Genomic DNA, 21674 nt, shown 5'->3' on the forward strand with positions numbered 1-21674 from the left:
AGCCCTCCGGCGACGTCAGGACTCGTCTCCGAACTCGTCGGTGTCGGCGCCCAGGATCTCACCGCGGCGATACCCGTTGGTTCGCACGCACATGTGTCCTCCGGGGGCCAACGGCTCACCGCACAGCGGGCACGGCGGACGCCCCGCCGCGATCACTCGTTCGCTGCGAGCGGCGAACTCGCGAGCCTGCTCGGGGCTGAGGAACACCCGCACCGCGTCCGGGCCCTCGTCGGTGTCGTCGAGCACCACCGACTCGTCCACCTCGGTCTCGGTGATGGCCAACAGTTCGACCACCACGGCGCCTGCATCCGCGTCCCAGCCGAGGCCCATGGTGCCGACCCGGAATTCGGCGTCGACCGGAGTCACCAACGGGTCGAGGTCGTGGGTCTCGGTCTCCTCCGGCGGAACGTCGGTGCCGAAACGCCGGGCGACCTCGTCGAGAAGCAGTCCGACACGGTCGGCGAGGACCTGGACCTGCTGCTTCTCGAGTGCCACCGACACCACCCTGGCGTCGTGGACGGCCTGGAGAAAGAAGGAGCGGTCGCCGGGCTCACCGACCGTTCCGGCGACGAAGCGGTCGGGGGTGCGAAAAACGTGGATCGCGCGGGACATGCATGCACCTCCATGAAATGACATCGGGCCGGTAGTCGAGCGGGAGCGGGCGGGTGGTGATACCCATTATCCGCGCATTGTCTACTTCCCTGTGGAACCACCGGGCACGGCGTCCGATTCCGACGCGCCGCCGTCGGACGTCTCGGCGGTGTCCGACGCTTCGGACTCGGGCTTCGGAACGAATGCGGTCAGGTCGCCGCCCAGGTCACCCACCCGATGCACGAAGGGACGGGTCTCGGTGTAGCGGACGATGCTGATGGACGCCGGGTCGACGACGATGCGCTGGAACTCGTCGAGGTGCGAGCCGAGCGCGTCCGCCAGAACGGACTTGATGACGTCTCCGTGCGAGCACGCGACCCACACCGCGTCACGACCGAATTCCGCCGCGAGGCGCCGATCGTGGTCGCGGATGGCCCGGACGGCTCGCGCCTGCACCTCGGCGAGGCCTTCGCCGCCGGGAAACACCGCGGCCGAGGGGTGCTGCTGGACCACCTTCCACAACGGCTCGCCCACCAGATCCTTCAGCAACTTGCCCGTCCAGTCGCCGTAGTCGACCTCGACGATGCGGTCCTCGATCACCGGTTCGAGTCCGTGCGCGGCCGCGAGCGGGGCCACCGTCTGACCGCATCGTTGCAGCGGTGACCGCACGATCGCGTCGATGCGCAGGCCGTCCAGCCGGTTCACGACGCGCTCGGCCTGCTCGCGTCCGTGGTCGTCGAGATCGACTCCCTCGGAGCGACCGGCGAGAGTGCCGGCCGTGTTGGACGTCGAGCGCCCGTGGCGCAGCAGGATGACGGTCATGACTCCACCCTAGGAGGCGGCCACGACACCGGTCGCCAGCAGGATCAGCACGGCGGTGCCGAGGATGATGCGGTACCCCACGAACCAGTACAGCGAATGGTTGGCGACGAACTTCAGCAACCATGCGATCGACGCGTAACCGAGCACGAACGCCACCAGCGTCGCGACGAACAACTGCGGGCCCGACGCCTGCAGGCCCTCGCCCGCGGGCGCGAACGCGTCGGGAAGGGAGAACAGGCCCGACGCGGTCACGGCGGGAATGGCGAGCAGGAACGAGAATCGCACCGCGGCCTCGCGGGTGAGGCCGAGGAACAGACCCGCACTCGCGGTGGCTCCGGACCGCGAGACCCCCGGAACGAGGGCCAGGCACTGCGCGAGCCCCATGAGGATGCCGTCCTTGGTGGTGAGCTTCTCGATGGGTCGGCGCTTGCGGCCGACCTTCTCGGCCAGGGCGATGACCAGCGCGAACACGATCAGCATGGTCGCAACGATCCACAGGTTGCGCGCTCCCGTGCGGATCTCGTCCCGGAAGAAGAAGCCGAGGATGCCGATCGGGATGGTCGCGACGATCACGTACCACCCCATGCGGTAATCGAGGTTGCTCCGCTTCGACGAGTCGAACAGCCCGCGGAACCACGCGGTCGCGATCCGACCGATGTCCCGTGCGAAGAAGAGAAGTACCGCGGCCTCCGTGCCCAGCTGCGTGACCGCGGTGAACGACGCACCGGCGTCGGCTCCGTAGAACACCTCGGACACGATGCGCAGGTGGCCCGACGACGAGATCGGGAGGAACTCGGTGAGTCCCTGCACGGCGCCGAGCACGATGGCCTGGATCCAGCTCATGGATTCGGTGATCACGACGGGTCTCCCGACGGAAGCCCGAAGACGGCGGACAGGGGTTCTCGTGCTCGCGTCGCGGTGGCAGTCACGAGGATCGACCGTACTAGGGTCGTGGCTCGAACACCGTCCGGGAATGCCCCGGGCGATCGGATCACGAGCGAAACGGAAGTCACCTCGTCATGAAGCAGAGAACGGTCGGCGCCAGCGGACTGCGCGTCTCGAGAGTGGGTCTGGGTACGGCCGAATGGGGCCGCGCCGTCGACGGTGACGACGCTGCCGCGCAACTGTCGGCGTTCGCCGAGGCCGGCGGCACGTTGGTGGACACCTCGCCGTCGTACGGCGACGGCCGCGCTCTCCGCTTGCTCGCCGAGCTGATCGACGATGTGGTGCCGCGCGAGGACCTGGTGCTCAGTGTCGACGCAGGAGTCGACCGCACCGACGACGGAGATGTCCGCACGATCGACTGCTCGCGGCGCACCCTGTTGAACCGGCTCGATCGGACTCTGCGTGAGCTCGGCACCGACCATCTCGACCTCTGGAGCCCCGGTGGCTGGGATCCACGCACTCCCGTCGACGAGATCGCCGAAACGATGGACCATGCGGTGCAATCCGGCCGAGTGCGCTACGTCGGCGTCCGCGGGCATCTGGGATGGCAGGTGGCCACGGCGGCGGGCCTGTCCGGCATCGTCGCCGCCCAGGCCGAGTACTCACTACTGGCTCGGCGGGTGGAGGAGGAACTTCTCCCCGCCGCCGCGCACCACGGTGTCGGCCTGTTGGCCGTGTCACCGCTGGCCGGGGGCGTGCTGACCGGAAAGTATCGAGACGGCATCCCTGCCGATTCTCGGGGTGCCGACGATGCTCGCATCGGCGGCGTGACGGAATACCTCGGTGACGAGGGCGGCAAGGTGGTGGAGGCCGTGCTGACCGCGGCCGACGGCCTCGGCACCTCCCCCCTGGCCGTCGCCCTGGCGTGGGCTCGAGATCGGCCGGGGGTGGCGTCCGTGGTGGTCGGTACGCGCGCGATCGGTCAGCTGACGGGCGTGCTGGCCGCCGAGGACATCGAGCTGCCGGCGGCCATCGCGGCGGCGCTGGACGACGTCAGCTCCTGACCGCTCGCATGCACGAGGGCTCAGGTCGGGTCGATGGCCTGACCGAGTCGACCGAGCAGTGATCGCAGAGCCCCGGAGTCGCTCGGCCCGGCGAGCGCGCCGGTCACGGCGTCACGGACGGCCGCGACGACGGACCGTTCGTCCGCGAGATCGACGTCGGTGACGTCGGCGTCCGCGGTCGCCTCCACGTCCATGGCGTCCGGTACGTCGGCCGAGTCGGCCCGATAGATGTCCACGTGCAGCACTTTTCCGCGTACTCGGAACGCGAAGTTGCGGCCGTCACCGGTGGACCCGAAACCGTGGGCGTGCGCGCCGGCCGTGACGTCCTCGACCCCGAATCCGGGGATCGGTGCGGTGGCGCGGCCAGGGTCGAATTCGACGTTCACGGCGTCTCTCCTGACGAGTGGTTCGGCTGTGATGGACCGTACGGATCGTGGCGGGCGACACGATCACACCTCCCCCACAGATGATTCGACGGTGCGGGGTGGTCAGATGGGTCCTGTCGTTCCCACGCCGACCGAAAAGAGTAGAAGATGTCACGCACTGGTACCCGCTGGGTGGTTGCTTCGCTCGCGGCCGTGATCGGTGTCACAGCGGGGTGTTCGAGTGACGACGACTCGAGCAGCCTCAACACCCGCGAACCGGAGACGGCCGCGGTCTCCCCCCAGACGACCACCCCGCCCGCCGGGACGGTCGCCGACGAGCGCTACGGCGGCGCGGTCGCGGTCACCGCGCTGGCCTACGATTCCGCGTCCGGTCACCTCGCCACCCTGGTCGACGCGGGATCCGAGCTGCTCCTCACGCCGACGTCCGGCGAAGCTCGGCGCGTGGAGCTCGCCGAGCCCGGCACGTCCGTCCAGGACGGTGTCGACGGCGAGGTGCTGGTGACGACGGCGGCCGGGATCACGATCGTGGACGCCGCCACCGGCGACACGCGAGATCTCGCCGTCGACGGAGGTGCGGCCTCGGTACGGCCCTACCGGGACGGACTCGCCGTGGGAACCCCGACCGGTTTCGTGCGCATTTTCGACGCCGACGGAACCGAGACGCAGACCATCGGCGGATTCGCAGCGGTCGACGGACTGTCGGTGACCGGCGACGAACTCGTCGCACTCGACACCGCGCAGACGTCGGTGACCTCCATCTCGGTCGACTCCGAGCGGCTCGGGCCCGCCCTGCGTGCCGGGGACGGAGCGACGAACATCACCGACTGCGCCAACGGCGCGATCGTCGTGGCGGACACCACCGACAACGAGGTCCTGATTCTCGCCACCGACGACCTCCTCCTGCGGCAGCGGTTCCCCGTCGAGGGCTCGCCGTTCGCGGTGGCGTGCGACGACACGGACGGCACGGTGTGGGTGACCACGACCGCCACCAACGAGGTCGTCGGCTTCGACATCGCCTCCGGAATTCCGGTGGAGACGGAACGGTTCGCCACGGTGCGGCAGCCCGATACTCTCGCCGTCGACTCGCAGTCGGGCACACTTTTCGTAGGCTCGACGGTCGGTGAGGGTGTTCAGGTCCTCCCGACCCGCTGAAGTACCGAGCACTCTGAAGTACCGAGCACTCTGAAGTACCGAGCACTCCGAAGCACCGAGCATTCTGAGACTCCGACGCTGGGGAACGAGGTTTCGTCGATGACACGATCCAACCGGGCGCTGCCCGTCGGCTGGGAGAGCACCACGGACGACTGGGAGTACGTCCCCATCAAGCTGCCTCCCGACGTCACGCGGGTGAGTGCTTCCATGCGACTGGCGATCTCCGCGGAGTACGGAGGATGGGAACTCTCGCGGGTCCGGCTCTACACCGACGGGAGCCGTCGCGTGTTGCTCAAGCGCCGTCGCACTGCCCAGCACGTCCCGCAGCCGGGACTGTGAGAAGAATCGACGAAAGAAGCGTCCCGCGGTGAGCCCGTACCGACTGCTGTTGCGTGTCCTGTTCCTGGTGCCGCCCGAGCGCATCCACCACCTCGCCTTCGCCGCCATGGTCTTCGTGACCACACCGGCTCCCCTGCGCGCGCTCGTCTCGCGCGTGCTCACCGTGCGCGATCCCGCGCTGCGCACCACGGCGTTCGGGGTGACGTTCCCGTCCCCGATGGGTCTGGCCGCCGGATTCGACAAGAACGGCCACGGCGTCGACGCATGGGGGCCACTGGGATTCGGCTTCGCCGAGATCGGAACCGTCACCGCACGGCCGCAGCCGGGCAACCCCTCTCCCCGGCTGTTCCGCCTTCCGGACGATCGCGGCCTTCTCAATCGCATGGGATTCAACAACGACGGTGCGGAGGTCGCGGCCGAGCGGCTGCGCCGGCGCCGCGGCGACATTCCGATCGGAGCCAACATCGGCAAGACGAAGGTGGTGGAGGCCGCCGACGCCGCCGTCGACTACACCGAGAGCGCACGCCTGCTGGGTCCGGTCGCGGACTTCGTCGTCGTCAACGTGAGCTCTCCCAACACGCCCGGGTTGCGCGATCTGCAGGCGGTCGAGTCGCTGCGCCCCCTGCTCGCGGCCGTTCACGCGGCCGTGTCCGTGCCCGTCCTGGTCAAGATCGCCCCGGACCTGTCCGACGAGGATGTCGATGCCGTGGCGGATCTGGCGTTGGAGTTGGGCTCGGCGGGCATCGTCGCGACGAACACGACCATTTCTCGGGACGCCGTCCGCACCCCCGGAGTGACCGCGATGGGCGCGGGCGGGGTGTCGGGACCGGTTGTTGCCCACCGTTCCCTCGAGGTGTTGCGGCGCCTGCGCGAACGAGTCGGCGACCGATTGATCCTGGTGTCCGCGGGCGGCATCGAAAGCGCCGACGACGCGTGGGAGCGCATCACCGCGGGCGCGACCCTGGTGCAGGGGTACACGGGCTTCGTCTACGGCGGTCCGTTCTGGGCGCGCCGCATCAATGCGGGGCTCGTCCGTCGGGCGCGGGCCGCAGGTTTCGCCACGGTGGCCGACGCGGTGGGATCGGACTCACGCGGCGCGTGATCTCGCCGCCGCGGCGGTTCGGGGACGGCGCCGTCCCCGAACCGGCACGGTCTACTCGGAGATCTCGTACGTCGCGTGAATCACCGCTCGCGCGATGGCGTGCGAGAACAGGTTGAACCCGAGGTACGCCGGGGTCGCGGTCTCGTCGACGTCCAGTCGCTCGACGTCGACGGCGTGCACGGCCACGAAGTAGCGGTGCGGTCCGTGACCGGGAGGCGGCGCCGCTCCGATGTAGCGGGCCAGTCCGGCATCACCCTTCAACTGCACGGAGCCGTTCGGCAGGCCCGTGGCGCCGTCGTCGCCCGCGCCGGCCTCGAGCGAGGTGGTGCTCACCGGAATGTTCGCCACCGCCCAGTGCCAGAACCCGGACGCCGTGGGCGCATCGGGATCGTAGACGGTGACCGCGAAGCTCTTGGTCTCCTCGGGAAAACCCGACCAGGACAACTGCGGAGAGTTGTCGTGGCCTCCCGCGCCCATGATTCCGCTGACCTGCTCGCCGTCGAGCGGCTGTCCGTCCGTGATGCTGGTCGAGGTGAGCTCGAAGGAGGGCAGTTGGGGCAGAGCCGCGTAGGGATCGTGCGACATCGAGTGTGTCCTTTCGGTCGTGGACTGCATGCGTTCGTGAAACATCACCGGTGGTTCGACGCCGGTGCGATCGCACTCAGCTGTGCAGCAGGAAGTGCTCGAACACCTTGGTACCGAACACCAGTGACTCCACGGGTACCCGTTCGTCGACTCCGTGGAACAAGGCCGCGAAATCGAGTTCGGGGGGCAGCTTGAGCGGGGCGAATCCGAAGCATCGGATGCCGAGTTTCGCGAATGCCTTCGCGTCCGTGCCACCGGAGAGCATGTACGGAACGGTGCGACCGTTCTCGTCGAAGGCGAGGATCGCGTCGTTCATGGCGTCGACGAGGTGTCCGTCGAACGTGGTCTCGTAGGGCTCGAGGTCGGCGATCCACGAACGTTCGACGTTGGGTCCGATGAGGGCGTCGACCTCCCGCTCGAACTCCGCCTTCCGACCGGGCAGCACCCGGCAGTCGACGGTGGCGGTGGCCGTCTGGGGGATGACGTTGGCCTTGTAGCCCGCGGAGAGCATCGTCGGGTTCGCGGTGTCGCGAAGCGTGGCTCCCAAGATGCGCGCGATACTGCCCAACTTGGCCAGGGTCCCGTCGATGTCCGGCGACGTCGGATCGAACTCCAGGCCGGTCTCCTCCGACACCGCGGCGAGGAACTCGGTGACCGAGTCGGTCATCACCAGCGGGAACTGGTGCTTGCCCAACGCAGCAACGGCTTCCGCGAGATAGGTGACGGCGTTGTCGTCGTGCAGGAAGGAGCCGTGCCCCGCGCGAGCCTTGGCGGTGAGCCGCATCCACGCCAGGCCTTTCTCCGCGGTTTCCACCAGGTACAGCCGACGCTCCTCGCCGTCGGGCCGGGCCACCGTCAACGAGAACCCGCCCACTTCGCCGACGGCTTCGGTGACGCCGTCGAACAGGTCCGGACGGTTCTCGACGAGCCAATGCGAGCCGTATTTGCCCCCGGCCTCCTCATCGGCCAGGAACGCGAACACGAGGTCGCGCGGCGGCACCGTCCCGGCGGACTTGAACTGGCGTGCGATCGCCAGCGCCATTCCCACCATGTCCTTCATGTCGACGGCCCCGCGGCCCCAGAGGTATCCGTCCTCGACCGCACCCGAGAACGGGTGCACACTCCAGTCCGCGGGCTCGGCCGGCACCACGTCGAGATGGCCGTGCACCAGCAGGGCGCCGCGTGCGCTGTCGGCACCGGCGAGGCGTGCGAACACGTTGCCGCGGCCCGGAGCACCGGACTCGACGTATTCGGTGTCGTAGCCCACCGCCTCGAGTTGCTGCGCCACCCATTCGGCGCACTCCTTCTCCCCCACGGTGGTCTCGAGTTCACCGGTGTTGGAGGTGTCGAAGCGAATGAGTGACGCCACGAGGTCCACGACCTCGTCGACGGCCACCGTGGGATCGAGGGAATTCGAAGTATCGGCCCGAGGTTCGTCTGTGGTCACCCGTTGTTCCTACCACGCACACCGCCCGCTCACTCGGCTCTCGCCCCGTGGTGCCCTCGAGACCCCTTGTACCCACTCCGACGTGCGGTTTTGGTTCACAGCGTCGGATCGGATAGATTTACCCGGCGCACGCAGCAACATGCGTGCCGACGTCACCGTGCGGCCGATCCAGATCGGTCTCGACGTGATTTGTCCGAGTGGCGGAATGGCAGACGCGCTAGCTTGAGGTGCTAGTGTCCTATTAACGGACGTGGGGGTTCAAGTCCCCCCTCGGACACCGACGAAGAAGGCCCTGATTCGCGAGTCGAATCGGGGCCTTCTTCGTGTGACGATCACCCGGTCCGACGACCACCCGGTCCGACGGCCACCCGCAGACCCACGAGCGGAGAACGGAGCGGACATGCGACACGACGCGGAACCCACGGCGCCGGAACATGACCCGGCCACCGACACGGCCGAGCTCGGCCGCATCGACCCGACCGATCTGAACACGTGTCTGCGAGTGCTGGCACGGGCCGGCGAACTGGACGACGACCATCCCGATTCGATCGCGGTGCGCCGGGCCGTCGGCGGATTGTTCAAGACCGTCAAGAAGCGGCGCCGACTCGACTCGCGCGCGCGGGTCGCCGAGGCCGATCGAGCCGTCGTCGCCGCGACCGCGACCGGATCCCCGGACCGTATCGACGACGAGACCGCCGGTCTCGCCCTGACCTCGTCCGCTCGATCGGAGACCGCGGGATCGTTGCTGCGGGCGCGGCCCTGCTACATCTGCAAGCAGCGCTACACCGTCGTCGATGCGTTCTACCACCAGCTGTGCCCGGACTGCGCGGCCCTGAATCGCAGTCGGCGCGAGGCACGCACGGATCTGTCCGGGCGCCGCGCTCTGCTGACGGGCGGTCGCGCGAAGATCGGGATGTACATCGCCCTGCGATTGCTGCGCGACGGAGCGCACACCACGGTCACGACTCGGTTCCCGGCCGACGCGGTACGCCGCTTCGCCTCGATGCCGGACAGTCACGACTGGCTGCATCGACTGTCGATCGTCGGCATCGACCTCCGTGACCCGGCCCAGGTGGTGGCGCTCGCGGATTCCGTGGCGGCCGACGGTCCGCTCGACATTCTGATCAACAACGCGGCGCAGACCGTCAAGAGATCGGCCGGGTCGTACTCCGCTCTCACGGACGGTGAGCAGGACGTCGACCTGACCGCGCTCGGCGTGCCCGTGCGCACCTTCGGTGTCACCAGCGCCGCGCACCCCGCCGCACTCATGGGCTCCCTGACGGGCGGCGCAGACATCACTCCCGCGGCGCTGGCCGCCCTGGGCCCGTCCGCGGTGACGTCGCTGGCCCTGGTGGCCGGGTCCGCCGGACCCGCGCGTATCGCGGACGGCAGTGCGATCGACGCCGGCGGTCTGGTGCCGGACGAGGCGCCGACCAACAGCTGGGTGCACACGGTCGAGGAGGTCGATCCGGTCGAGTTGCTCGAGGTGCAACTGTGCAACTCGGTGGCGCCGTTCATCCTCGTCTCCCGGCTCCGGGGCGCTCTGGCCGCGTCGACGGCCCGCCGCGCGTACGTCGTGAACGTCTCGGCGATGGAAGGGCAGTTCGGACGCGGATACAAGGGTCCCGGCCACCCGCACACCAACATGGCGAAAGCCGCCCTGAACATGCTCACCCGCACCAGCGCCAACGAGATGATGACCGACGGCATCTCCATGAGCGCGGTGGACACCGGGTGGATCACGGACGAACGCCCGCACCCCACCAAGATGCGGCTCGCGGACGAGGGGTTCCACGCACCGCTCGACCTGGTCGACGGCGCGGCTCGGGTCTACGATCCGATCGTTCAGGGCGAGGCCGGTGTCGATCTGCACGGGAAATTTCTCAAGGATTACGCCCCCGCCCCCTGGTGATCGCTCCCCCGACGCCCCGCGTCCGGGTGACGCCGGTCCCACCCGACGCGTTCCGTCGTGGTGAGATATGCGCATGGGCGACGAGGTCGAGCAGCGCACGTTCAGTCGCAAGGATCGCCAGGCGTTCCGGCACAAGGTGCAGGAGTGCCTCGACGCGCTGGCGTCGATGCTCGCCGAGGACACCTTCGACGTCGACGAAGCCCACCTCGGCATGGAGATCGAACTCAACCTCGTCGACGAGAACATGCAGCCCGCGATGGCCAATGCCGCGGCGCTCGAGGCGATCGCGAACCCGGATTTCCAGACCGAGCTCGGTCAGTTCAACATCGAGATCAACGTGGCCCCGGAACCGCTCGCCGGCTCGAGCATGCGCGAGCTCGAGAACGGACTGCGGGCCTCGCTGAACGCAGCGGACGCCAAGGCCGCCGAATCGGGTTGTTCGCTGGCGATGATCGGCATGCTTCCGACGTTGACCGGCGAACACTTCGCACACCGGTGGTTGTCGAGCAACCCGCGCTACGACCTCCTCAACCAGCAGATCTTCGCCGCCCGCGGTGAGGACATCGAGCTGGCGATCACCGGTGTTCCGCTACCCGGCAGCCGTGATCCGGAGTCGCTGAACCAGATCTCGGACACGATTCTCCCCGAAGCCGCCTGCACGTCGGTGCAGTTGCACCTGCAGGTGGCGCCCAGCGAGTTCCCGGCGCACTGGAACGCGGCTCAGGCGTTGGCCGGTGTCCAGGTGGCGCTCGCGGCGAACTCACCGTTCCTCGCCGGCCGGGCCCTGTGGCACGAGACGCGCATCCCGCTGTTCGAGCAGGCCACCGACACCCGCCCGTTGGAGTTGAAGAACCAGGGCGTGCGCCCGCGAGTGTGGTTCGGCGAACGGTGGATCACGTCGATCTTCGACCTGTTCGAGGAGAACTCGCGCTATTTCCCGGCGCTGCTCCCGGTGGTCTCGGACGAGGACCCCACCGCCGAACTCGAGGCCGGTCGCGCTCCCGCCCTCACCGAACTGCGCATGCACAACGGCACCGTCTACCGCTGGAATCGACCGATCTACGACCGCTCCGGCGGTGACCACCACATCAGGCTGGAGAACCGGGTGCTTCCGGCCGGACCGTCCGTGATCGACACCATGGCGGACGCGGCGTTCTACTACGGAACTCTGCGCGCCCTCGTGGACGCCGATCGTCCCGTGTGGACCCAGATGTCGTTCGACGCGGCCGAGGAGAACCTGCACTCCGCGGCGCGCGCAGGTTTCGACTCCCGGCTCTACTGGCCGGACGTCGGATGGATCAGTCCCGAGGAGTTGATCCTGCGCCGCCTGCTTCCGATGGCCGATGCCGGTCTGACCGCGTACGGAGTGGACGCCGATGTTCGTGACCGCTACCTGAAGGTGATCGAGGGCCGGTGCCTGAACCGGCAGTCGGGCTCGGTGTGGCAGCGCGGCGCCGTCGTGGCCCGCGAGCGCGCGGGCGAATCTCGCGACGTCGCCGTCGCCGGGATGTTGTCGGACTATCTCGACCGCATGCACTCGGGCGAGCCGGTCCACACCTGGACCTGGTGACCCCCGACCTCGAGAGTCCGGGTCGACGGCACTTGTAAGGTCGGTGCATGGCACACGACGACACGACCCCAGCCCCCGAGACGCAGTCGAACGACGGTGAGCGCGAGTTCGACATCGTGGTCTACGGCGCCACCGGTTTCGTCGGTGCGCTGACGGCCGAATACCTCGCCCGCAACGCCCCGGACGGGACGACCATCGCTCTCGCGGGACGATCGCGTCCCAAGCTCGAAACCGCTCGGGTGGGGTTGCCGAGCCGAGCGGCGTCGTGGCCGATCGTCGTGGCGGACGCCGACGACCGTCCGGCGCTCGACGCTCTCGTCGCCCGCACCCGCGTGGTCGTCACCACGGTCGGCCCGTACGCCAAGTACGGCCGAACGCTCGCCCACGCCTGCGCGTCCGCCGGCACCGACTACGTCGACCTCACCGGTGAGGTGCTCTTCGCCCGCATGAGCGCGGACGAGAACCACGACCTGGCCCACTCCACCGGCGCCCGCATCGTTCACTCGTGTGGATTCGACTCGATCCCCTCCGACATCGGCGTGCACGCACTGCATGCGGCGGTCGAGGCCGACGGCGCGGGCGAACTCACCGACACCACCCTGGTGGTCACCTCCATGAGCGGCGGCGTCAGCGGCGGCACCATCGACTCGCTGCGCGGACAGATCGACACCGTCACCAAGGACCGCACCGCCCGCAAGCTCGCGGCGAGCCCGTACTCGCTGACCCCGGATCGCTCCGCGGAGCCGGATCTCGGGCGGCAGACCGACGCCACCTTGACCAAGGGTGAGGACATCCACCCGTCGTTGAAGGGATGGAAGGCGCCGTTCGTCATGGCCGCGCACAACACGCGGATCGTGCGTCGCAGCAACGCACTCCGCGGCTACGCCTACGGCCGGAAGTTCAAGTACAGCGAGGTCATGAGCGTCGGTTCGTCCCCGCTCTCACCGGTCATCGCCGGAGGCGTCGCGGCCGGGCTGGTGGCCTTCGTGGCCGGTCTCTCCTTCCCTCCGACCCGGTTCGTCCTGGACAAGGTTCTTCCCAAGCCCGGATCGGGTCCGAGCGCGAAGACGCGGGAAAAGGGTCACTTCACGGTCGACCTGTACACGACCACGACCACCGGGGCGCACTACCGCTCGCGGGTGAAGGCGAAGGGCGACCCCGGGTACGCCGCGACGGCCATGATGCTCGGCGAGTCCGCGCTTGCCCTCGCCCTCGACCGCGACGATCTTCCCGAGCTCGGCGGTGGCGTTCTGACCCCCGCGACGGGCATCGGCGACGCACTCGTGACGCGCCTGCGCGGAGCCGGTATGGAGATCTCGGCCCGCCGGGTCTGACCGAGAACGAGGGGATCTGCTGTGACGGCCGGGGATCTGGCGGACCGGTACGACGCCGAACAGGGCGCCGACCGAGTCGGCTCGGTCACCGTGTCGCCGACCGATCCGGGGCTGCTCTCGAGTCGACTTCCCGTGGAGGACCTGGCCGTGGGTTCGACGATGGCGGTGTGCGCGGCGACGGACCGGTATCGCCAGGCGGTCGGGCTGCCGCTGATCCCCTGGGTCGTCGATCCGGAGCGCGTCGCGGCGTCGTTCGGCGGGGACCGACTGCTCCGGGTGAACGGTGCGGCCGTGCCGCCGTTCGCCGAGCTGTCGGGATTCTTTCCGACGCGTGACGGGTGGGTACGCACGCACGCCAACTACCCGCACCACCGCCGCGGCCTCGACGAGCTGCTGTCGTTGCCGGCGGGTGCCGACGCCGCCGTGCTGACCGCGGAACTGCGGCACTGGAGCGCGTCCGAGGTGGAGCAGCTCGCGCCCGAGGTCGGTGCTGTCGCGGTCGCGGTGCGCACCGAGAGCGAGTGGGCCGACAGCGATCCCGGACGCAGGTCACGGGTCGGTCCGCTGGTGGCGTCGGTGTTGCGCCCCGACGGCGCCCCCGAGCTCGCCGCACCGCCGACCGATCCGATGCGCCCGCTCGCCGGTGTCCGGGTGCTCGATCTCACCAGGGTGATCGCCGGACCCATCGCGGGTCGGATGCTCGCGCTCCTGGGTGCGTCGGTTCTTCGCGTCGACCCTCCGGGCATGCCGGAGGCCGTTCTGCTGCATCGCGAGACCGACGCCGGCAAGGCGAACGCCGCACTGGACGTGACCGACGCCGACGACGCCGAACGCCTGGCGTCCGTGCTCACCACGGTGGACGTGGTGCTCTGCGGCTACCGACAGGGATCGACGGTGCGGGCGTTCCTCGATGCACATCGTCCCGGCGGCGCCGTGGTGGGGAGCGTGACGGCCTGGGGCACCCGTGGGGCGTGGGCGCAGCGGCGCGGGTTCGATTCGTTGGTCCAGGCCGCGTCGGGGATCGCGATCACCGTGGGGTCCGAGTCACGGCCGGGGTCGCTTCCCGTCCAGGCTCTCGATCACGCGACGGGGCAGCTGCTCGCGGCCGGCGTGGTCGACGCGTTGGCGCTTCGGGCGGACGGTGGTATCGGCCGGGATGTCTCGGTGTCGTTGTCGCGTACCGCGTCGTGGTTGCTCGCCGCCGAGGGGCGCCGGGAGGATCCTCCGCCCGTCGCGCCTGTCGGCGATCGCACCGTCGCGACGCACGGTGATCTCACGACGGCGCGACCCGCCCTCGCCGAGTACGACGACCATCCCTTTCCCGCGAGCATCGACGGGCCCGGCGAGCTCCGGTTTCCGTGACACGATGACGGCCATGCCCGCGACCACCCGTCTGATCGTCGACGTCGACACCGGAATCGACGATTCGCTCGCCCTGGTCTATCTGTTCGCGTCCCCCGAGGCACACATCGAGGCCATCTGCTGCACCGCCGGCAACGTTCCGACTGCGCGCGTCGTCGACAACACGCTCCGCTGGCTCGCGGTGTGCGGGGCCCCCGACATCGAGGTCGCGGTCGGCGCGGAGGAGCCCCTCGTCGCGCCGCTGCGGACCACCGAGGACACCCACGGCCCTCTCGGCGTCGGATACGCCGATCTTCCGCCCACCGACCGCCGGGTGTCCGGACGGTCGGCCGCGCAGGCATGGGTGGATCTCGCGCGCGCGAATCCGGGTGAGATCACGGGCCTGGTGACCGGACCGCTGACGAACCTGGCACTCGCCCTGCGGATCGAGCCGGAGCTGCCCACCCTGCTCCGTCGGCTCGTCGTGATGGGTGGATCGTTCGACCATCCCGGCAACACCACCCCGACCGCGGAGTGGAACGTGAGCGTCGATCCCGAGGCCGCCAAGGAGGTGTTCGAGGCATTCGCCGACGTGCACGCCGACCGCCTGCCCGCCGACCGACTGCCCATCGTCTGTGCCCTCGGTGTGACCGAGACCATCGAGATGCACCCGCACCACCTCGCCCGACTCGCCGCACTCGCAGGGAGCGAGCCGGAGGAACTGCCCTCACCGGCCGATGCGGACGGAACCCGTTCGCGGGCAACGGTTCCCGTCGTACGTCACCTGTCCGACGCCATCCGGTTCTACTTCGAGTTCCACCGCTCCGTGGGCGAGGGGTACCTGGCCCACATGCACGATCCGTTCGCCGCGGCGCTGGCGCTCTTCCCGGACATGGCCCGGTACGTGCCGGCGACGGTGGACGTGGAGGTCGACGGCGCGTTGACCCGCGGCACCACCATCGCCGACCGGCGTGGATTCTGGGGGCGTCGACACAACGCCGCCATCGCGGTGAGTACCGATCCCGAGGCATTCTTCGACCACCTGTTGGGCCGGGTCGGCGCGTTCGCCGCGCGCACGGTCTAGGTGTCGAACGCGTCGAGAATCTCCTGCGCGGCCAACGCGGCGGTGAGCGAACCGTCGGCGACCCGCCGTTCGACGTCCTTCTCGATCGCCGAGACGGCCGCACTCGACGAGAGGCGTCGCATCAGCTGATCCTGCACCATGGTCCAGACCCACTGGACCTGCTGGGCTCGTCGTTTGGCGTCGAATTCGCCTGCCGCGGTGAGGGTCTCGCGATGACGAACGACCGTGTCCCAGAACTCGGCGAGCCCCGTCTCCTCGATCGCACTCATCGTCAGTACCGACGGCGTCCACAGCGCGTCGTGCGGATGGATGAGACGAAGGGCCCCCGCGAGTTCCCGTGCGGCGTTCTTCGCGTCCCGCAGATGGTTGCCGTCCGCTTTGTTCACCGCCACCACGTCGGCGAGTTCGAGGACCCCCTTCTTGATGCCCTGCAGCTGATCCCCGGTCCGTGCGAGGGTCAGGAAACAGAAGCAGTCGACCATTCCGGCGACGGTGATCTCGGACTGTCCCACCCCCACGGTCTCGACGAGGATCACGTCGTACCCGGCGGCTTCGAGGAGCACGATGGTCTCGCGTGTCGCCTTGGCCACGCCACCGAGGGTCCCCGACGTGGGCGAGGGGCGAATGTAGGCCTCGGGGGCCACCGTGAGCCTCGCCATCCGCGTCTTGTCGCCGAGAATCGAGCCTCCGGTACGCGAGGACGACGGATCGACGGCGAGGACCGCGACCCGGTGGCCCTTGCCGATGAGGTACATACCGAGGGCGTCGATGAACGTCGACTTGCCGACGCCCGGAACCCCCGTGACGCCGACACGGTGCGCTCCCCCGGCTTCGGGCAGTAGGTCGAGAAGCAACCGCTGGGCGAGATCGCGATGATCGGACCGCGTGGACTCCACGAGGGTGATGGCCCGGGCGAGACCGGCGCGCTGGTTCTGTCGTACGGCTTCGGTCAGGGCGGGCAGATCGATGGATCGGGGGTCCGCCATGATCAGACGTTCGCCTCGAGACTGTCGTGGCCCAGCGCGCGGCCCAGCGTTTCGATGAGGTCGACCGCGGCGTCGGCGATGACCGTTCCGGGCGGGAAGATCGCGGCGGCTCCGGCCTCGCGGAGCGCGTCGAAGTCGCCGGGCGGAATGACCCCGCCCACCACCACCATGATGTCCGGACGGCCCACCTCGGCGAGGGCGTCGCGCAGCGCCGGCACGAGCGTGAGGTGGCCGGCAGCCAGCGACGACACCCCGATGACGTGGACGTCGTTGTCGGCGGCCTGATTCGCGACCTCGTCCGGCGTCTGGAACAGCGGGCCCACGTCGACGTCGAAGCCGATGTCGGCGAACGCGGTGGCGATCACCTTCTGCCCTCGGTCGTGGCCGTCCTGTCCCATCTTGGCGACCAGGATGCGTGGCCGACGGCCCTCGGCCTCGGCGAACGCGTCGACGAGTTCTCCCGCACGCACCATGTTCGTCGCCTTTCCTGCCTCGTCGCGGTAGACGCCGCTGATCGTGCGGATCTCGGCGCGATGCCGGCCGTAGACCTTCTCGAGGGCATCGGAGATCTCGCCCACCGTGGCCATGGCCCGAGCGGCGTCGACGGCCAGCGCGAGCAGGTTGTTCTCCATGCCGCCCTCGTCGGACGCGGCCGCAGCGGTCAGCGCGGACAGCGCGGCCTCCACCCGACCCGGGTCCCGTTCCTGCCGGAGGCGTTCGAGCTTCTCGATCTGCTCGGTGCGCACCCGAGAGTTCTCGACCTTGAGCACCTCGATGCTATCGAGCTCGTCGGGCACGTACTTGTTGACGCCGACGAGGGGCTGGCGGCCCGAGTCGATGCGGGCCTGCGTCCGAGCCGCGGCCTCCTCGATGCGAAGTTTGGGGATGCCCTCGCCGATCGCCTTGGCCATCCCGCCCGCGTCCTCGACCTCCGCGATGTGGGCGCGGGCACGCTCGGCCAGCTGGTGAGTGAGCCATTCGACGTAGTACGACCCGCCCCACGGGTCGATCGGACGCGTGGTGCCGGATTCCTGCTGCAGCAACAGCTGGGTGTTGCGGGCGATGCGCGCGGAGAAGTCGGTCGGCAGGGCCAGCGCCTCGTCCAGCGCGTTGGTGTGCAGGGACTGGGTGTGGCCCTGCGTCGCCGCCATCGCCTCGATACAGGTGCGCGCGGCGTTGTTGAACACGTCCTGCGCCGTCAGGGACCACCCGGAGGTCTGGGAGTGCGTGCGCAACGACAACGACTTCTGACTCTTCGGGTCGAACTTCGCGACGAGTTCCGCCCACAGCAGACGGCCGGCCCGCAGCTTCGCCACCTCCATGAAGAAGTTCATCCCGATCGCCCAGAAGAAGGACAGACGCGGTGCGAACGCGTCGATGTCCATTCCCGCGTCGAGTCCGGCCCGGATGTACTCGACACCGTCCGCGAGGGTGTACGCGAGCTCCAGATCGGCCGTCGCTCCGGCCTCCTGGATGTGATAGCCGGAGATGGAGATGGAGTTGAACTTGGGCATGTGCGTCGAGCTGTACTCGAAGATGTTGGAGATGATGCGCATCGACGGATCGGGTGGATAGATGTAGGTGTTGCGCACCATGAACTCTTTGAGAATGTCGTTCTGGATGGTGCCCGCGAGCTGCTCCGGCCCGACGCCCTGCTCCTCCGCCGCGACGACGTAGAGCGCGAGAATCGGCAGCACCGCACCGTTCATCGTCATCGACACCGACACCGAACCCAGGTCGATGCCGTCGAAGAGCTCGCGCATGTCGTAGATGGAGTCGATGGCCACGCCGGCCATTCCGACGTCGCCCTGCACACGGGGATGATCCGAGTCGTACCCGCGGTGGGTGGCCAGGTCGAAGGCGACCGAGAGACCCTTCTGCCCGGCCGCGAGGTTACGGCGATAGAACGCGTTGGATTCCGACGCCGTGGAGAACCCGGCGTACTGCCGAATCGTCCAGGGTTGGTTGACGTACATCGTGGGGTACGGACCGCGCAGGAACGGCGCCGCGCCGGGATACGAGTCGACCGGGTATCCCGCCGCTTCGAGTGCGTCACGATCGGCCCCGGTGTAGACCGGTCGCACGTCGATTCCCTCGGGAGTCGACCAGGTGACCTGTTCCGAGTCGTAACCGTGAGCGGCTGCGCCCGCCGCGATGTGCGCGGTGGCGTCTTCGGGGGTGGGCGCGGACCCGGCGGGCGCGTCCGAGACCAGGGGAACGTCGGCGAAATCGGGGATGGAACTCATGCCTGGCTCGCTTCGGAGATCGGGGCGTCGCGCCGGTGGTCGTCCAGCAGATCGAGCAGCTCGGACAGTTCGGTGACGGCGTCGATGGTGGCGGTGAGGAAGCCGTCGGGGGTGCGGTCGTCGGGCGCGTCGGGGAACGCGGTGCTGGGCCCGGCGAGAAGCACGGTGGTCGCGCCCGCGGCCCGCAGCGCGGCAACGGCGTCGGGCCCCTCGCTCGCGTAGCGCTTGTCCGTGCCGCACAGCACGGCGATCGGCGAACCGACCTCCTGCGCGACGACGGACAGGTCGGCGTTCGGCCCCGGGTTCAGCGCCTCGATTCCCCCGGACGCGAGGAGGTTCGCCGCGAAGGACGTTCGGCCGTTGTGTTCGGCCACCGTGCCCAACGGGGCGAGCAGCACCACCGGACGACTCCCCCGCGCGGCGACCACGGCGTCGCTGCGGTCGCGCAGGGCCTCGAACTGCGCCGCGTACCGTGCGACGGGTCGACCCAGGACGGTCGACGACGCGCTGCCGGCGACGAGAGGCTTCTCCTGCAGGTCGGGGTACTCGTTGACCCCGGTGACCGCGGTGCGTCGGTGGGCGATGTCCTCGGCGCGACGACGGCGAGTGGCCTCGACGTCGCGTCGAAGCGAGCCGTCGGCGAGCGCCGCCCGGTAGCCGCCCGCGGCCTCCACGGTCTGCAGCACGGCCCAGGCGGCGGCCGCCATGTCGGCGGTGAGCGACTCGACGTACCAGGACCCTCCGGCGGGATCCAGGACCCGCCCGAGGTGGGCTTCCTCGAGCAGCAGCAGCGAGGTGTTGCGCGCGATGCGGGCCGCGAAGTTCCGCGACACATCCGGTGCGCCGCCGTCGATCGCGACGTCGAACGGCAGGACGGTGACGGCGTCCGCACCGCCGACCCCGGCGCCGAACGCCGCCAGCGTCGTCCGCAGCATGTTCACCCACGGATCGCGCTGGGACATCATCGCGGCGGACGTGACCGCGTGCGCGGGAGCGCTGCCGTGATCGGGTTCGCCCACGACCTCGGCCACCCGAGCCCAGACTCGTCTCGCGGCGCGGAACTTGGCGATGGTCTCGAACTGTTCGTCCGTCGCGGCGAACCGGAACTCGAGCTGGTCGAGCGCGTCCGCGGCGGACAGGCCCGCGTCGGTGAGGACCCGCAGGTAGTCCAGCGCGGCCGCGGCCGCCAGGCCGATCTCCTGGGCGTCCGCGGCGCCCGCCTCGTGGAAGACCGTGCCGTCGACCGTCACCGCGCGCACCGTCTCGGTGCGGGCCGCGGAGGTGAGCGCCAGGGCGACGGTCTGCTCTTCGTTCGCTCCGGGAATTCCGGCGAACGAATCCGTGAACGGCGAGGCGCCGAGACGAACGTCGGCGTCGGTTCCGCGTGAATCGAGTTCGGCGAACAGTGCCGCCGCGGCAGCCGGAGTGTCCGGACCGGACGCGAGCGTGAGGGGGGCCAACTCGAGGTAGACCCCGACGAGAGCCGCCGCGATCGCCTCGGCGCCGATGCCCGAGGTGTCCAGCCAGACCGAGCTGACCCCGTTCTGCAGTCCGTCCAGAATCGCTCGATTCACCGCATCGGGATCGGTGTCGAGGCGGCCGAAGCGGGCGGACACCAACCACCCGACGGTGACGTCGCGCTCGGCGTCGGATCCGCGGGTGAAGGGGAAGGTGCCCGGTAGTGGCGACTCGGGCCGGTGATCCAGCGGACCGTAGAGGGGGCGGACGGTGAGTCCGTCGTAGGTCGTGGCGTCCAGCAGTGTCTCGGGGTCGGCGGGCAGGTCGGACGCATCGACCCGGCGAGCCTTGGCCAGGACGCCCGCCACTGCCTTCTGCCAACTCTCGTGCCGCCGTCGACGTTCGGCGTCCGGTGCGGGGGGCTCCTCGCCCGGATTCCTGGTCACCATCGTTTCCCTTCGCACCGTTCGACGTTCGATGTGATGTTAACCGCACTGCCCCCGCCGCATCGCTGCTCGGGAGAGCCGGCACCGAGACAATCCTCACACACTCGGGCGTCAAAGCATCGGGCGTCCAAGTTCTGTGGGAGCCCGTGACGCGCCGGGTACGGTTGCCCGCGATGCCCGACACGAAGGACAACTCCGATCCGGCGACGTCCTCGGCGTCCCGACGCACCGTTGTCGTGCGCTGGATTCTCGCCGTCGGCGTAGCGGTCGTGGTCGTGGTGATCGCCGCCGTGCTGCCGCTTCCGTCGGTCGAGCAGATCCGACTGTGGTCCGAATCGGTGGGTCCGGCGTTCCCCGCGGTGTTCTTCGCGGTGCACGCCGTGGTGACGATCGCTCCGATTCCGCGCACCCTGTTCACCGTGTCGGCGGGTGTGCTCTTCGGTCCCGTCGTCGGCATCGCCGTGTCGGTGGGTGCGACGACGCTCAGCGCGGTACTGGCGTTGCTGCTCGTGCGGACCATCGGCCGGGACTGGGTCGCCGCACGCTGGCGCCACCCCATGATCGACGTCGTCGACGAGCGGCTCGCTCGGCGCGGATGGCTCGCCGTCGGCAGCCTGCGCCTGATCGCACCGGTCCCGTTCGCGGTGGTCAACTACAGCGCGGCGCTGTCCTCGGTTCGGTTGACGCCGTTCTTCTTCGCCACTCTCGGCGGCGTGATCCCCGGCACCGTGGGCATCGTGCTGGTGGGCGACGCTCTGGCCGGCAATGCGAATCCCGTGCTGCTGACGATTTCGGCGGTCTGTATCGCCGTCGGCGTGACCGGTCTCGTCCTGGACGCCAAGGTGCCGTCCCGGCCTCGCGAAGACTCGGCGCCGGTGCCGGGAGACGCAAGCCCCGAGACCTGATCGGGTCTAGTAAAGCCTG

At 69.3% G+C, this 21674-nt stretch carries 19 protein-coding genes and 1 tRNA gene; 11 read left to right on the forward strand and 9 right to left on the reverse strand.

The window, feature by feature from the left end; translation table 11 throughout:
* Positions 1-15: 15 nt before the first annotated feature.
* The 3 genes from ACY466_RS11030 to ACY466_RS11040 all read right to left on the reverse strand — a co-directional run bounded on the left by ACY466_RS11030 (position 16) and on the right by ACY466_RS11040 (position 2268).
* Complete coding sequence (locus ACY466_RS11030; RefSeq protein ID WP_463245448.1) at positions 16-612, reverse strand: DUF3090 domain-containing protein; 597 nt, start codon at positions 610-612, stop codon at positions 16-18.
* Between the two features lie 81 nt (positions 613-693).
* A complete protein-coding gene (locus ACY466_RS11035; protein WP_463245449.1) occupies positions 694-1413 on the reverse strand; it encodes a histidine phosphatase family protein in 720 nt (239 codons plus the stop codon).
* Between the two features lie 9 nt (positions 1414-1422).
* Entirely contained in the window at positions 1423-2268 is an 846-nt protein-coding gene (locus ACY466_RS11040; RefSeq protein ID WP_463252229.1) for an undecaprenyl-diphosphate phosphatase, read from the reverse strand.
* A 164-nt stretch (positions 2269-2432) separates the two neighbouring features.
* Here ACY466_RS11040 and ACY466_RS11045 point away from each other — a divergent pair, with 164 nt between their 5' ends.
* On the forward strand, positions 2433-3362 hold the full coding sequence (locus ACY466_RS11045) for an aldo/keto reductase (protein ID WP_463245450.1): 930 nt from the start codon (positions 2433-2435) through the stop codon (positions 3360-3362).
* 20 nt (positions 3363-3382) lie between these two features.
* On the opposite strand, the gene ACY466_RS11050 is transcribed toward ACY466_RS11045, so the two are convergent.
* Positions 3383-3748, reverse strand: a complete 366-nt coding sequence (locus ACY466_RS11050) for a hypothetical protein (RefSeq protein ID WP_463245451.1) — start codon at positions 3746-3748, stop codon at positions 3383-3385.
* A gap of 147 nt (positions 3749-3895) precedes the next feature.
* Between ACY466_RS11050 and ACY466_RS11055 the strand changes: the two genes are divergently transcribed.
* The 3 genes from ACY466_RS11055 (at position 3896) to ACY466_RS11065 (ending at position 6341) form a co-directional block, all read left to right on the forward strand.
* Positions 3896-4900 carry a YncE family protein gene (locus tag ACY466_RS11055; RefSeq protein ID WP_463245452.1) on the forward strand — a complete coding sequence of 335 codons (1005 nt, stop codon included), beginning with the start codon at positions 3896-3898 and terminating at the stop codon, positions 4898-4900.
* Positions 4901-4999: 99 nt separating this feature from the next.
* Positions 5000-5239, forward strand: coding sequence for a DUF5703 family protein (locus tag ACY466_RS11060; RefSeq protein WP_463245453.1), 240 nt, complete (start codon positions 5000-5002; stop codon positions 5237-5239).
* Between the two features lie 28 nt (positions 5240-5267).
* Positions 5268-6341 (forward strand): quinone-dependent dihydroorotate dehydrogenase, encoded by a 1074-nt coding sequence (locus ACY466_RS11065; RefSeq protein WP_463245454.1) that lies wholly within the window; start codon positions 5268-5270, stop codon positions 6339-6341.
* Between the two features lie 51 nt (positions 6342-6392).
* On the opposite strand, the gene ACY466_RS11070 is transcribed toward ACY466_RS11065, so the two are convergent.
* Together ACY466_RS11070 and ACY466_RS11075 are read right to left on the reverse strand one after the other, a co-directional pair.
* On the reverse strand, positions 6393-6926 hold the full coding sequence (locus ACY466_RS11070; RefSeq protein WP_463245455.1) for a YbhB/YbcL family Raf kinase inhibitor-like protein: 534 nt from the start codon (positions 6924-6926) through the stop codon (positions 6393-6395).
* A 76-nt stretch (positions 6927-7002) separates the two neighbouring features.
* A complete protein-coding gene (locus tag ACY466_RS11075) occupies positions 7003-8322 on the reverse strand; it encodes a M20/M25/M40 family metallo-hydrolase (RefSeq protein ID WP_463252230.1) in 1320 nt (439 codons plus the stop codon).
* A gap of 242 nt (positions 8323-8564) precedes the next feature.
* Between ACY466_RS11075 and ACY466_RS11080 the strand changes: the two genes are divergently transcribed.
* From ACY466_RS11080 to ACY466_RS11105, 6 genes are all read left to right on the forward strand, one after another.
* Positions 8565-8650 (forward strand) — tRNA-Leu (locus ACY466_RS11080).
* Between the two features lie 123 nt (positions 8651-8773).
* Positions 8774-10285: an SDR family NAD(P)-dependent oxidoreductase gene (locus tag ACY466_RS11085; protein WP_463245456.1), complete on the forward strand. Its 1512-nt coding sequence runs from the start codon at positions 8774-8776 to the stop codon at positions 10283-10285.
* A 73-nt stretch (positions 10286-10358) separates the two neighbouring features.
* Positions 10359-11855, forward strand: coding sequence for a glutamate-cysteine ligase family protein (locus ACY466_RS11090; RefSeq protein WP_463245457.1), 1497 nt, complete (start codon positions 10359-10361; stop codon positions 11853-11855).
* A 47-nt stretch (positions 11856-11902) separates the two neighbouring features.
* A complete protein-coding gene (locus ACY466_RS11095) occupies positions 11903-13189 on the forward strand; it encodes a saccharopine dehydrogenase family protein (RefSeq protein ID WP_463245458.1) in 1287 nt (428 codons plus the stop codon).
* A gap of 21 nt (positions 13190-13210) precedes the next feature.
* Positions 13211-14551, forward strand: coding sequence for a CoA transferase (locus ACY466_RS11100; protein WP_463245459.1), 1341 nt, complete (start codon positions 13211-13213; stop codon positions 14549-14551).
* A gap of 13 nt (positions 14552-14564) precedes the next feature.
* On the forward strand, positions 14565-15614 hold the full coding sequence (locus ACY466_RS11105) for a nucleoside hydrolase (RefSeq protein ID WP_463245460.1): 1050 nt from the start codon (positions 14565-14567) through the stop codon (positions 15612-15614).
* On the opposite strand, the gene meaB is transcribed toward ACY466_RS11105, so the two are convergent.
* Genes meaB through ACY466_RS11120 form a run of 3 tightly spaced genes read right to left on the reverse strand, consistent with a single transcriptional unit; the run spans position 15611 to position 20750 of the window.
* Positions 15611-16600, reverse strand: a complete 990-nt coding sequence (gene meaB, locus ACY466_RS11110) for a methylmalonyl Co-A mutase-associated GTPase MeaB (protein WP_463245461.1) — start codon at positions 16598-16600, stop codon at positions 15611-15613. The genes ACY466_RS11105 and meaB overlap by 4 nt on opposite strands.
* 2 nt (positions 16601-16602) lie before the next feature.
* The gene (gene scpA / locus ACY466_RS11115; protein ID WP_463245462.1) at positions 16603-18846 is read right to left on the reverse strand and encodes a methylmalonyl-CoA mutase; all 2244 of its coding nucleotides are present in this window, start codon (positions 18844-18846) and stop codon (positions 16603-16605) included.
* Positions 18843-20750: a methylmalonyl-CoA mutase family protein gene (locus ACY466_RS11120; RefSeq protein ID WP_463245463.1), complete on the reverse strand. Its 1908-nt coding sequence runs from the start codon at positions 20748-20750 to the stop codon at positions 18843-18845. Before ACY466_RS11120 ends, scpA begins: the two co-directional genes overlap by 4 nt.
* Positions 20751-20923: 173 nt before the next feature.
* Here ACY466_RS11120 and ACY466_RS11125 point away from each other — a divergent pair, with 173 nt between their 5' ends.
* Positions 20924-21655 carry a TVP38/TMEM64 family protein gene (locus tag ACY466_RS11125; RefSeq protein ID WP_463245464.1) on the forward strand — a complete coding sequence of 244 codons (732 nt, stop codon included), beginning with the start codon at positions 20924-20926 and terminating at the stop codon, positions 21653-21655.
* Positions 21656-21674 lie beyond the last annotated feature (19 nt).

It is taken from the genome of Rhodococcus sp. K11/5, from assembly GCF_055193735.1.